We start from the raw sequence: 12,405 nt of genomic DNA on the forward strand, positions 1-12,405 counted from the left end.
CTCGTCCACCGCCGTGCCCGCCGCGTCGCCGCCCGGACCCGCCGCCCTGCGCCTCGACGGGATCATCGCGGGCCACGGCGACGCGACGGTCCTGCGGGGCGTCGACCTGGCCGTGCCGCCCGGGCGGGCGGTGGCCCTGCTCGGCGCCAACGGCGCGGGCAAATCGACCCTGTGCGCCGTGGCGGGCGGCATGGCGCCCGCCTCCGGCCGCGTCCTGCTCGACGGCCAGGACGTCACCGCCTGGCCCGCGCACCGCCGCTCCCGCGCCGGCCTCTACCTCGCCCCCGAGGGCAGGGGCGTGTTCCCGTCCCTCACCGTCGAGGAGAACCTCGCCCTGTGGCTGCCGGACGCGGCCGCCCGCGCCGAGGCCTGCGACCGGCTGCCGCAGCTCGCGGCCCGCCGGGACGTCCCCGCCGGGGCCCTGTCCGGCGGGGAGCAGCAGCTCCTCGCGCTGGCGCCCGCGCTGGTCCGGCCGCCCCGCGTGCTGATCGCCGACGAGCCGTCCCTCGGCCTGGCGCCGCTGGTGGTCGAGCAGGTCTTCGGGATGCTCGAGGAGCTGCGCGAGCGCGGCACGGCCCTGTTGATCGTGGAGGAGAAGGCCGGGGAGGTGCTGGCGCTGGCCGACACCGTCGCGTTCATGCGCCTGGGCCGCGTCGTGTGGACCGGCCCGCGCGCCGACGTCGACGACGACCGGCTCGCCGCCGCCTACCTGGGCCTGGACGACGACCCGCTGCTGCCCGCCACGGAGGCCGACCAGTGATCGAGATCGACGGCGTCAGCGTCCGGTTCGGCGGCGTCCGCGCGCTGACCGGCGTCAGCCTGACCGTGCCCGAAGGCGGCGTCTGCGGCCTGATCGGCCCCAACGGCGCGGGCAAGACCACCTTGTTCGACGTGATCACCGGGCTGCGCCGCCCGACCGCCGGCACCGTCCGGCTGCGCGGCGCCGACGTGACCTCCACCGGCGCCGCGCACCGCGCCCGCCTCGGCCTGCGCCGCACCTTCCAGCGCCCGCAGGTCTTCGGCCGGCTGACCGTCCTGGACAACGTCCTGGCCGCCCTCGACTGGCACGGCGGCGGCGGGGGACTGGCCGCCGACCTGGTGGGCGGGCGCGCCCGCCGCCGTCTGGAGGCCGCCCGCCGCGACCGCGCCCTGGCCGCCCTGGACCGCTGCGGCATCGCCGGGCTGCGCGACGCCCGCGCCGCCGGCCTGCCGATCGGGCAGCGCCGCATGGTGGAGCTGGCCCGCGCCATCGTCGACGACCCCGCCGTGCTGCTGCTGGACGAGCCCACCTCCGGCCTGGACGCCGACCAGGCCGCCCTGTTCGCGCGGGTCGTCGCGTCCCTGGACGCCACCGTCCTGCTCGTCGAGCACGACGTCGGCTTCGTCATGACCACCTGCGACCGCGTCGTCGTGCTGGACCTCGGCGAGGTCATCGCCGACGGCCCGCCCGGCGACGTCCGCAAGGACCCCCGGGTCCGCGCCGCCTACCTCGGCTGACCGGCCGCGCCGCGGCGCGGCCGGTCAGCCGAGGGCCCGGTCGAGGTTGAAGGCGGCGCTGATCAGGGCCAGGTGGGTGAACGCCTGGGGGAAGTTGCCCTGCTGCTCGCCGGTGCGGCTGATCTCCTCGGCGTACAGGCCGAGGTGGTTGGCGTAGGTGAGCATCTTCTCGAAGGCCAGGCGGGCTTCGTCGACGCGGCCGGCGCGCACCAGGGCCTCGACGTACCAGAACGAGCAGATGGAGAAGGTGCCCTCCTCGCCGCGCAGCCCGTCCGGGCTGGCCGCCGGGTCGTAGCGGTAGACCAGCGAGTCCGACACCAGGTCGGCGGTGAGCGCGTCCAGGGTGGACAGCCACTTGGGGTCGGTGGGGGAGACGAACTTGCCCAGCGGCATCATCAGCAGCGCGGCGTCCAGGACGTCGCCGCCCTCGTACTGGACGAACGCGCGCCGCCGCGCCGACCAGCCGCGGTCCATGATCCGCCGGTAGATCGCGTCCCGGGCCTGCCGCCAGCGGCGCAGGTCGGCGGGCAGGCCGCGGTGGTTGGCCAGCCGGACGGCCCGCTCGATCGCCACCCAGCACATCAGCCGCGAGTACAGAAAGTCGCGCCGCCCGCCGCGGGTCTCCCAGATTCCCTCGTCGGGCTGGTCCCAGTGGTCGCACACCCAGTCCACCAGCGTGCACACCTGGTCCCAGTGGTCGCTGGAGATCGGCTGCCCCCACTTGTCGTACAGGTAGACCGAGTCGATCAGCGCGCCGTAGATGTCCAGCTGCAGCTGCCCGACGGCGCCGTTGCCGATGCGCACCGGCGCCGAGCCGCGGTGGCCCTCCAGATGGCCGAGCACGCGTTCGGGCAGGTCGGTGCGCCCGTCGATGCCGTACATGATCTGCAGCGGGCCGTCGGCGCCGTCGCCGCGCAGGCTCACGTGCCGGATCAGGAAGTTCATGAACGCCTCGGCCTCGTCGGTGAAGCCCAGGCGCAGCAGCGCGTAGACGCAGAACGCGGCGTCGCGCACCCACACGTACCGGTAGTCCCAGTTGCGCTCGCCGCCGATCCGCTCGGGCAGGCTGGTGGTCGGCGCGGCCACGATCGCCCCGGTCGGGGCGTAGGTGAGCAGCTTGAGCGTCAGCGCCGAGCGGTGCACCATCTCCCGCCACCGGCCCCGGTAGCGCGACGCCGACAGCCAGCGCCGCCAGAATCGCACGGTGGCGTCGAACTCCCGGTCGGCCTCGGCGTGCGGGCAGCCGCGCGGCGGGACGCGGTCGCTGATCCGGTCCAGCGCGAACACCTCCGAGTCGCCCTCGGCGAGCTTGAACTCCGCCCAGGCGTCCCGGTCGTCGTGCTCGACCGGGACGGTGGAGGTCAGCGCGAGCGCCAGCGCCGCCGACTCGAAGACCGCGATGCCGCCGTGCAGGCGCAGGACGTGCGGGTCGGCCCCGTACCCGAACCGGGGCGCCACCCGCGTCCGGAACGGCACCGTCCCGCGCACGCACACCACCCGCCGGATCAGCCGGTGCCGCTCGCACTCCCCCGGGCCGGAGACGGGCATGAAGTCCTGGACCTCGCCCACCCCGTCGTCGGTGAAGAACCGGGTGATCAGCACGTTGGTGTCGGGGAAGTAGAACTGCTTGGTCGCCGCCGGTGCCGCGGTGGCCAGCTCGAACGAGCCGCCCCGGCGGGCGTCCAGAATCGCGCCGAACACGCTGGGCGAGTCGAACGCCGGGCAGCAGTACCAGTCGATCGTGCCGTCGGTGCCCACCAGCGCCACGCTCCGCAGGTCGCCGATCAGCCCGTGCTCGGCCACCGGCAGATACCGGGACGCGTCGTCGCCCGCCCGGTGCCGCAATCCCTCGACCATGGCAATGCCCCCCGTATCTCCCCAGCGTATGCCCGGGATCGGCGCCCGGCGCGCCCCGCCCGGTCCCACGGCGGGCGGGGCGGGGCATGATGGGAACGCCCGTTTCGGCCACCGATGAGAGGAGTTTCGGCGTGGGGGGCGATCTGGCGCGGCGGCTGCCCGGGGTCTTCCGGACGGACCCGACCACGCGCGCGGCCTACTCCTCCGACGCGTCCCTCTACCGGCAGGTCCCGGCGGCGGTGGCCGAGCCGCGCTCGGCGGAGGAGCTGGCGCGGGTGCTGGAGGTGGCCCGGGATGCGGGCCTGCCGGTGACCATGCGCGGCGGCGGCACGTCCATCGCGGGCAACTCGATCGGCACGGGCGTCGTCGTCGACACCTCGCGCCATCTCGACCGGATCCTGGCGATCGACCCGGACGCGCGGACGGCCGTCGTGCAGCCCGGCGTGGTGCTGGACGACCTGCGCGCGGCGGCCGGCGAGTACGGCCTGACGTTCGGGCCGGACCCGTCCACGCACTCGCGGTGCACCCTCGGCGGGATGATCGGCAACAACTCGTGCGGATCGCATTCGGTGGCCTGGGGGACGACGTCCGACAACGTCGTGGCGCTGACGATGCTGACGGCCGACGGCAGGGAACTGCACGTGCGGCGCGGCACCTCGGGGGACGCGGCCCTGGACGCGGAGCTGACCCGGTTGCGCGACGCGCACCTGGCCCCGCTGCGCACGGAGCTGGGCAGGTTCGGCCGCCAGGTGTCGGGCTACGGGCTGCACCACCTGCTCCCTGAGCGCGGGTTCGACGTGGCCAAGGCGCTGGTGGGCAGCGAGGGCACCTGCGGGGTCGTCACCGAGGCCACCGTGCGGCTGGTGCCGGTCCCCAACGCCAGGGTGCTGGCCGTCCTGGGGTTCCCCGACGTGTTCGTCGCCGCCGAGCTGGCCCCGGTGGTGGCGGGCATGGGCGCGTTGACCGTCGAGGGCATGGCGTCCGACATGCTGGACGCGTTGCGTTCCCAACCGGGGCGGGCCGCGGCCGGGGCGGAGCTGTGCGAAGGCGGCGGCTGGCTGTACTGCGAGGTCGGCGGCGATTCCGTTGCGGACGCGCGGGAGGCGGCGCACGCGCTCGTCGAGGGCGTGCGCGAGCGTCTGCCCGAGGTCACGTCGGTCGTGGTGGACGACCCGCGCAAGATGCGGGCGCTGTGGTGGATCCGGGAAGCCGGCTCGGGCATCGTCACGCGGCGCCCCGGGGGCGGGGAGGCGTGGCCCGGGTGGGAGGACTCGGCCGTGCCGCCCGCCAACCTCCCCCGATACCTGCGCGACCTGTACGCGCTGATGCGGCGGCACGGGTTCCATGGCGTGCCGTACGGGCACTTCGGCGAAGGGTGCGTGCACCTGCGCGTCGACTTCGACCTGTCCGACGAGCCGGGTGTGGCGGCCTACCGGCGGTTCGTGGAGCACGCCGCCGACCTGGTGGCGTCCTACGGCGGCACGGTGTCGGGCGAGCACGGCGACGGGCGCGCCCGCTCCGAACTGCTGCCCCGGATGTACTCGGGGGAGCTGCTCAAGGCGTTCGCCGCGTTCAAGGACGTCTTCGACCCCGGCCGCCTGCTCAACCCCGGGGTGCTCGTCGATCCGGCGCCGCTGGACGCCGATCTGCGGCCCGGCCCGGGGCGCGACGCGCTGCCCGTCACACCGGTGCACGCGCTCACCCGCGACGGGGGCTCGTTCGCGGCGGCGGTGCACAGGTGCGTGGGCGTGGGCGCGTGCCGCAGCCTGGACGCGGGGACGATGTGCCCGTCGTTCAAGGTGACCCGGGACGAGGTGCACTCGACGCGGGGACGCGCGCGCGTGCTCGCCGAGATGCTGCGCGGCCGCACCGTCGACGGCGGCTGGCGGTCCCCCGAGGTGCTTGAGGCGCTCGACCTGTGCCTGTCCTGCAAGGCGTGCGCGCACGAGTGCCCCGTGAACGTCGACATGGCCACCTACAAGGCCGAGTTCCTGCACCGCCACTACGCCGGGCGGCGGCGTCCCATGGCGCACTACTCCATGGGGTGGCTGCCGTTGTGGTCGCGCATGGTGTCAGGGGCGCCCGCCCGCCTCGTCAACGCCGCGTTGGCGCGCGACCGGGTCGCCGGGGTCGTCAAGCGCGTCGCCGGGGTGGAGCCCCGCAGGCAGATGGTGCGGTTCGCGCAGGAGAGCCTGCAACGGTGGTTCCGGCGGCGCGGACCCCGGCCGGGGGACGGCCGCACGGTCGTGCTGTGGCCCGACACCTTCACCAACTTCCACACCCCCGAAGTGGGGCGCGACGCGGTCGAGGTGCTGGAGGCGCTCGGATACCGCGTCCTGGTCCCGCCCGGCAGGGTCTGCTGCGGGCTCACATGGCATTCGACGGGGCAGCTCACGGTGGCGCGGCGCGTGCTGCGGCACACGCTGGACGTCCTGGAGCCCGCCCTGGCCGGGGGACTGCCCATCGTCGGCCTGGAGCCGTCGTGCACCGTCATGCTCCGGGCGGAGGCGCCCGAGCTGCTGCCCGACGACGACCGCGCGAGAAAGCTCGCCGACGGCATGAGAACCCTGGCCGAAATCGTCGCCGAGCACGACGGGGACTGGCCGTTCGCCGCACTGGACGCGCGGGCCGTCGCGCAGGTGCACTGCCACCAGGAGGCCAAGGGCTCCTACGACGCCGACCGCGCCGTCCTGGCGCGCCTGGGCGTGGACCCGGACGTGGTGGGCGCCGGCTGCTGCGGCCTGGCGGGCAACTTCGGGTTCGAGCCGGGCCACTGGGAGGTCTCCCAGGGCTGCGCCGAACGCGAGCTGTACCCCAAGGTGCGCGCGGCCTCCGGCGACGACCTCGTCCTCGCCGACGGGTTCTCCTGCCGCACGCAGATCGCCCAGGGGACGCACCGCGAGGGCCTGCATCTGGCCCAGGTCCTGGCGCGCGCCCTGCGTTACCGTCGGCGGACATGAAGGACGACGCTCCGCCCGAGAAGAATCCGTATCCGCTGCCCGGCCAGGACTGGACGGACCAGCCGGCCCCTCGACCGCCGGACACCGGCGACAGTAGCCCGCCCGCATGGTGGATGCGGAGGGCGATGCGCAGAGACCGCGTGAAACGGGTGCTGCTGTCGTGGGGCGTGGTGGCCGGCGTGTGGGTGGTGGCGGTCGTTCTGATGGTGGGGCGGTATGTCCTCAGCATCGGGGAGGACGACGACTACTACATCCCGCCGCCCTCCGCGGGGTCGCCGTCGGCCGAGCCGGTCAGCACCGTTCCGGTGAAGGTGGCGGGCTGGAAGGCGGTGACCAGTGAAAAGTACGGGTTCACCTACGACGTCCCGAAGTCCTGGAAGATCAACTCGCCGACCCTGCTCATCGGGTTCGAGGACAAGGACGGCAAGCCGCTCGCCGCGATGAGCGCGACGGCCGAATACCGCAAGGGGTTCTGCGCGAGCGAACGGGTCGCCTCGCGGGCGGCGACCGGTTTCAACCAGTACGTCGACGGCACCGTGCCGGAGGTGGCCGAGCATGCGGCCCGCAAATGGGCGAAGGCCGCCTACACCCCCGACAACGGCCCGGAGCCGAACGTCTCCCTGAGCACGCCCCGGACGGTCTCCGTGGGACGGCTCGAGGGGGCGCACGTCGTGGTGGACGTCACCGCGATCAGCCAGGCCGCCCCGTGCCAGCCGCCGCGCGCGCTCGTCCACGTCGTCGCGGTGCCGGGGCGGGAGAAGGGCAAGACGGTCGTGTTCGTCCTGTACGCCGACCAGGGAGTCGACGACGCCGCGCCGAAGCGGACGCTCCAGAGGATCGCGGGCAGTCTCCGCCCCAGCTGATCGAGCACCGTTCGGCAGATCGGCGACGTGGGGCGACCCCCGCCTTCCCGGCGGAGCTCGCAGCGCACCGCGCGCCGGCGGAGTGAGCGCCCCGGTGCGGCGCGGCCTGTGACCGCCTTCTAGAATCCCACTCGGCCGACGGGAAAGGGGGGGCGGCATGAGCGGCGCCGGGGCGGCGATGCGCCGGGTCTTCGTGGACGGCGAGCGGGCCGAGCTGGACCAGCCGCGGGCGGCGGAGCTGGCCGGGCTGGCCGCGCGGGTCCGCGAGCTGACCGAGGCCGTGGTGCACACCGACGTCGACGCCGCCGAGGTCGCCGCGGTGAGCGAGGAGATCGCGGCGCTCACCCGGCGGCTGGCGGCCGCCCGCCGCGCCGCCCCGCCGATCGCCGCGCCCGTCCCCGGCGCGCCGCACATCGGCCGCCAGCTCGCCAACCCCGTCACCGGGCCGCTCAACCCGATCGCCCCGCCGGTGGAGATCCACACGCGCCCCGACCGCACGGTGTTCTGCGACTTCACGCTGACGTCGGTCTACGAGGGCCCGCCCGGGTTCGTGCACGGCGGCGTGTCGGCGATGGTCCTGGACCAGCTGCTCGGCGCCGCCGCCCACGCGGCCGGCGCGCCCGGCATGACCGCCGCGCTCGACCTGCGCTACCGGCGGCCCACGCCCTACGGCGTCCCGCTGCGCGGCGAGGCCGAGGCCACCGAGGTCGTGGGCCGCCGCACGCACACCGCCGCCCGCATCATCGCCCCGGACGGCACGGTGACGGTCGAGGCCACCGCCGTGTTCGTGCTGCCCCGCGGCCTCACTCCCGAGGCACTCGGGAACGTGGAGTAGCGCCTTCGGATCCGGCGGCCTCAGGTGAACAGCTGGCCGCCGTTGACGTCGAGCGTCGCCCCGGTGGTGGAGCGCGCCTGGTCGGACGCCAGGAAGATCACCGCGCGGGCCACGTCCTCCTCCGTGGCGATCCGGCGCAGCGCCATCGCGGCCACGTCGCGCGCCCGGATCTCCTCGAACGTCACGCCCTCGGCGGCGGCGCGGGCGCGCATCCAGTCGTCCAGCACGTCGCTGGCGATCCAGCCCGGCGCCACGCAGTTGACGCGCACGCCGGACGGGCCCAGCTCGTCGGCCAGGCAGTGCGACAGCAGGCGGACCCCGGCCTTGCCCGCCGCGTAGTCGCTGCGCCCCGCGTAGCCGGTGCGGCTGGACATGGACGTGACGTTGACGATCGCGCCGCCGCCCGCCGCGACCATGTGCGGCGCCAGGTAGCGGCAGGTCAGCAGCGTGCCGTAGGTGGCGGTCTGCACGGCCGCGCGCCACCGCTCCAGGTACGCCTCGTCCATGTCCAGGACGGCGCGCCGGTGGCTGCCGGGGAAGGCGGCGTTGACCAGCACGTCGACGCGGCCGAACCGCCCCAGCACCGCGTCGGCCAGGCGGCGCACGTCGGCGATGCGGGACACGTCGGTCGGCACCGCCAGCGCGGCCCGGCCCTCCGCCGCGACCTCGGCGGCGATCGCGTCGATGACGTCCGCGCGGCGCGCCGCCACCGCCACGTCGGCGCCCTCGCGGGCCATGAGGACCGCCAGCGTCCGGCCGAGCCCCGGCCCGGCCCCGGCGATCACCGCGACCTTGCCCTCCAGCATCATGACCGCTAGCGTACCAAGCGGTCGCTAGGTTGGTGGCGGCGGTCCGGCGGACCGCCGGCGGCGGGAGGACGCGTCCATGGGCATCACCCTTGCCAGCGATGTCGGCGGCACGTTCACCGACGTGGTCCTCGCCGGGACGGACGGCCGGGTGCACGTCGCCAAGACCCTCACCACCCCCGCCGACCCCACCGAGGGGCTGCTGCGCGGCGCCGAGCAGGTGCTCGCCGCGTCGGGCACGCCGCCGCAGGCCGTCGAGCGGGTCGTCCACGCCACCACGCTCGCCACCAACGTCATCCTCGAACGCACCGGGGTGCCCGTCGCGTTCGTCACCACCCGCGGCTTCCGCTCGATGCTGGCGCTCGGGCGGCACGCCCGCGTGGAGGAGGAGCGCTACGACCTGGCGTTCACGCCGCCCGAACCGCCCGTCCCCCTGACGCACACCTTCACCGTGCCCGAGCGCCTCGCCGCCGACGGCTCGGTGCTCCGGCCGCTGGACGAGGACGCCGCCGCGCGCGTCGCCGACGACATCGCCGCCCTGGAGGTGTCGGCGGTGGCGATCTGCCTGCTGCACTCCTACCTCAACCCCGTCCACGAGGACCGCCTCGCCGAGATCGTGGCCGCGCGGCTCCCCCGGGGCACCCCCGTGGTCACCTCCTCGTCGGTGTGGCCCGAACTGGGCGAGTACGAACGGGCCACCACGACGCTGATGTCGGCCTACGTCGGCCCCGTCATGACCGCGTACCTGCGCCGCCTCGGCGGGCGGCTGCGCGCCCTCGGCGTCACCGCGCCCGTGCACGTCATGGAGTCGGCCGGGGGCGTGCTGCCCGCCGCGCTCGCCGCCGCCCGCGCCGTCCACACCATCGAGTCGGGGCCCGCCGCCGGGGTCATCGCCGCCGCCCGGCAGGGCGCGCGGCGCGGCCTGGCCGACCTCATCTCCTTCGACATGGGCGGCACCACCGCCAAGGCCGGCCTGGTGCGCGGCGGGCGCCCCGGCATCACCCACGAGTTCCAGGTCGGCGGCAAGGGCAGCTTCGGCGGCCGCCGCCCCGGCACCGGCGTGCCCATCAAGGTCCCCGCGATCGACCTGGCCGAGGTCGGCTCCGGCGGCGGCTCCATCGCCTGGGTGGACGCGGGCACCCTGCGCGTCGGCCCGCGCAGCGCCGGCGCCGACCCCGGGCCCGCCTGCTACGGACGCGGCGGCACCCTGCCCACCGTCACCGACGCCGACCTCGTCCTCGGCCACCTCGACCCCGGCGGCTTCACCGGGTTCCGCCTGTCGCCCGACCTGGCGCGCGCCGCGATCGACGAGCACGTCGCCCGCCCGCTCGGCGTCGACGTGGTCCGGGCGGCGGCCGCGATCCACGACATCGCCAACGCGCAGATGGGCGCCGCGGTCCACGTCGTCACCGTGCGGCGCGGCATCGACCCGCGCGGCTTCACCCTGGTCGCCCTGGGCGGCGCCGCCCCCACGCACGTCGTCCGGCTGGCCGAGCGGTTCGGCATCGGCCGGGTGCTGGTGCCGCCGCGGGCCGGCGTCGGCTCCGCCGTGGGGCTGCTGTACGCCGACCTGGCCGTCGAACGGGCCCGCACCTTCCTCGCCCCGGTGAGCACCCTGGTCTCCTGCTCGGCGAGCCGCGACGCGCTCGGCGAACTGGCGTCCGCGCTGGCCGACCTGGAACGTGCCGCACGCGCCGACCTGGAGACCGGCGAGCCGGGCACGGTCGTGCGGTCGCTGGGCATGCGGTTCATCGGGCAGGCCCACGCGTTCACCGTCGAGCTGCCGTCCGGCCCCGTCACGCCCGAGGCCGTCCAGCGCGCCGCCGACGAGTTCCGCAAGCGCTACCACGAGTCGTACGGCATCGAACTGCGCGACCCGGTGGAGGTGACCACGGCGCGGGTGCGCGTCGTCCTGCCGGCCGGGGCCGACACACCGGCGCACACGGCGCCCGACGGCCCCGCGGCGCACGGCACCCGCCGGGTGTGGCTGGACGGCGCCTTCCGCGACGTCCCCGTGCACCCCCGCGACGGCTGCGCCCCCGGCGCCGAACTCCCCGGCCCCTGCCTGGTCACCGAACCCCAGTGCTCCCTGCTCATCCCGCCCGGCTGGCGCGGCACCGCCGACCGGGACGGCGCCCTGCTGCTCGAAGGAGGCACCGCATGAGCGGCGGCGACGACCTCACCGCCGAGATCCTGCGCAACGCGCTGTGCACGGCCGCCGAGGAGGCGGGCATCGTCGTGGTGCGCTCGGCCTACTCCACGTTCATCGTGGAGGGCGCCGACGCGGCCGCCGCCGTCCTGGACGCGCGCGGCCGCCTCGTCGCGCACTCCCTGTCGACGGCGCTCATCCAGTGCGCCAGCCTGCGCAGCGCCCTGCCGTACGTCCTGCGCGCCTACCCGCCCGCCGCGATGCGCCCCGGCGACGTGTTCGCGCTCAACGACGTCTACCAGGGCGGCATCCACGCCAACGACCTGCTGGTGTTCCGCCCGGTGTTCGTCGGCGGCGCCCCCGCCTACTTCACCGGGACGCTCATCCACGTCGCCGACCTGTCCGGGCTGTCGGCGGGCGGCATGGCCTCCGACGCCACCGACGTCTACCTGGAGGGCCTGCAGCTGCCGCCCGTCCGCATCGCCACCGCGGACGGCCTGGCGGACGAGATGGTGCGCGTGCTGGCCGCCAACAGCCGCACCCCCGACCGGCTCGTCGGCGACCTGCGCGCGCTCGTCGCGGGCGCGAACGTCGCCGCCCGCCGCCTCGAGGAGATCATCGACGCGCACACCCCGGAGGGCCTGGCCCGCGGGATCGAGGACTACCTCGCCCACACCGAGCGCCGCATGCGCGAGGGCCTGGCCGCCCTGCCGCCCGGCACCCACCGCGGCGCGTACCGGCTCGACGGCGGCCACCTGGTCCGCGTCGCCGTCACCGCGGACGGCGCCGGCGGCGTCGTGGTCGACTTCGCCGGCACCGACGAGCAGGTCCCGCTGCCGGTCAACTCCGGCTTCTCCCAGACCCACGGCGGCGTCATGTACGCGCTGCGCTGCTTCGTGGACCCCGCCCTGCCCATGAACGAGGGCTGCTTCGCCCCCGTCGACGTGCGCATGCCCCGCGGCACCCTCGTCAACTGCACGCCCCCCTACCCCGGCGGAGGCCGGTTCGGCACCGTGGCCGCCGCCGAGGAGGCCATCTTCGCCGCCCTCACCGGCGCGCTGCCCGCGGGCGGCGTCGCCGCGTCCGGCATCCTGCAGGCGTTCAGCATCAGCGGGGCCCGCCGCCCCTGGCTGCACATGTCGTTCGACCTCGGCGGCATGGGCGCCCGCGACGGCTGCGACGGCCCCGACGCCACCGGCGCGCTGTTCGGCGGCGGACGCAACATCATCCCGCAGGCCGAGCCGATCGAGGCGCGGCTGCCGGTGCGGATCGAGGAGGTCGCGCTGATCCCCGACTCGGGCGGCGCCGGCCGCCACCGGGGCGGGCTCGGCACCCGCACCGTGATCCGCGTGCTGGAGGACGCCCGCGTCGACACGCGCGGCGACCGGCTGCTGCGGCCCCCGCCCGGCGCGGCTGGCGGGCGCGCCGGCCGCGCGGG

General features: G+C 75.6%; 9 protein-coding genes. 7 read left to right on the top strand and 2 right to left on the bottom strand.

Annotation, left to right across the window (positions count from 1 at the left end; translation table 11 throughout):
- Together ABD879_RS29790 and ABD879_RS29795 are read left to right on the top strand one after the other, a co-directional pair.
- Window positions 1-760 (top strand): ABC transporter ATP-binding protein (locus tag ABD879_RS29790; RefSeq protein WP_345025045.1); only part of this gene is annotated, 760 nt, incomplete at its 5' end.
- Window positions 757-1,497, top strand: coding sequence for an ABC transporter ATP-binding protein (locus tag ABD879_RS29795; protein WP_345025046.1), 741 nt, complete (start codon window positions 757-759; stop codon window positions 1,495-1,497). The genes ABD879_RS29790 and ABD879_RS29795, both read left to right, overlap by 4 nt.
- Before the next feature lie 24 nt (window positions 1,498-1,521).
- Here ABD879_RS29795 and ABD879_RS29800 read toward each other — a convergent pair whose 3' ends face one another.
- Window positions 1,522-3,354: a glycoside hydrolase family 15 protein gene (locus ABD879_RS29800; protein ID WP_345025047.1), complete on the bottom strand. Its 1,833-nt coding sequence runs from the start codon at window positions 3,352-3,354 to the stop codon at window positions 1,522-1,524.
- Between the two features lie 89 nt (window positions 3,355-3,443).
- On the opposite strand from ABD879_RS29800, the gene ABD879_RS29805 reads away from it, so the two are divergent.
- The 3 genes from ABD879_RS29805 to ABD879_RS29815 all read left to right on the top strand — a co-directional run bounded on the left by ABD879_RS29805 (window position 3,444) and on the right by ABD879_RS29815 (window position 8,012).
- Window positions 3,444-6,314 carry an FAD-binding and (Fe-S)-binding domain-containing protein gene (locus ABD879_RS29805; RefSeq protein ID WP_425549668.1) on the top strand — a complete coding sequence of 957 codons (2,871 nt, stop codon included), beginning with the start codon at window positions 3,444-3,446 and terminating at the stop codon, window positions 6,312-6,314.
- 125 nt (window positions 6,315-6,439) lie between these two features.
- Entirely contained in the window at window positions 6,440-7,177 is a 738-nt protein-coding gene (locus ABD879_RS29810; RefSeq protein ID WP_345025049.1) for a DUF8017 domain-containing protein, read from the top strand.
- Between the two features lie 157 nt (window positions 7,178-7,334).
- Window positions 7,335-8,012 carry a PaaI family thioesterase gene (locus tag ABD879_RS29815; protein ID WP_345025050.1) on the top strand — a complete coding sequence of 226 codons (678 nt, stop codon included), beginning with the start codon at window positions 7,335-7,337 and terminating at the stop codon, window positions 8,010-8,012.
- A gap of 20 nt (window positions 8,013-8,032) precedes the next feature.
- On the opposite strand, the gene ABD879_RS29820 is transcribed toward ABD879_RS29815, so the two are convergent.
- Entirely contained in the window at window positions 8,033-8,821 is a 789-nt protein-coding gene (locus tag ABD879_RS29820) for an SDR family oxidoreductase (protein WP_345025051.1), read from the bottom strand.
- A gap of 76 nt (window positions 8,822-8,897) precedes the next feature.
- Between ABD879_RS29820 and ABD879_RS29825 the strand changes: the two genes are divergently transcribed.
- Window positions 8,898-10,982 carry a hydantoinase/oxoprolinase family protein gene (locus ABD879_RS29825; protein ID WP_345025052.1) on the top strand — a complete coding sequence of 695 codons (2,085 nt, stop codon included), beginning with the start codon at window positions 8,898-8,900 and terminating at the stop codon, window positions 10,980-10,982.
- The coding region (locus ABD879_RS29830) for a hydantoinase B/oxoprolinase family protein (protein ID WP_345025054.1) at window positions 10,979-12,405 on the top strand (1,427 nt) is incomplete at its 3' end. The genes ABD879_RS29825 and ABD879_RS29830, both read left to right, overlap by 4 nt.

Origin of the sequence: Actinomadura keratinilytica (assembly GCF_039539665.1) — a bacterium.
Taxonomy (GTDB): Bacteria; Actinomycetota; Actinomycetes; order Streptosporangiales; family Streptosporangiaceae; genus Spirillospora; species Spirillospora keratinilytica.

Coding starts and splice junctions, on each gene's coding strand:
- ABD879_RS29800 (WP_345025047.1), bottom strand. CDS start 3,354: ATGGTCGAGGGATTGCGGCACCGGGCGGGCGACGACGCGTCCCGGTAT.
- ABD879_RS29805 (WP_425549668.1), top strand. CDS start 3,444: ATGGGAACGCCCGTTTCGGCCACCGATGAGAGGAGTTTCGGCGTGGGG.
- ABD879_RS29810 (WP_345025049.1), top strand. CDS start 6,440: ATGCGCAGAGACCGCGTGAAACGGGTGCTGCTGTCGTGGGGCGTGGTG.
- ABD879_RS29815 (WP_345025050.1), top strand. CDS start 7,335: ATGAGCGGCGCCGGGGCGGCGATGCGCCGGGTCTTCGTGGACGGCGAG.
- ABD879_RS29820 (WP_345025051.1), bottom strand. CDS start 8,821: ATGATGCTGGAGGGCAAGGTCGCGGTGATCGCCGGGGCCGGGCCGGGG.
- ABD879_RS29825 (WP_345025052.1), top strand. CDS start 8,898: ATGGGCATCACCCTTGCCAGCGATGTCGGCGGCACGTTCACCGACGTG.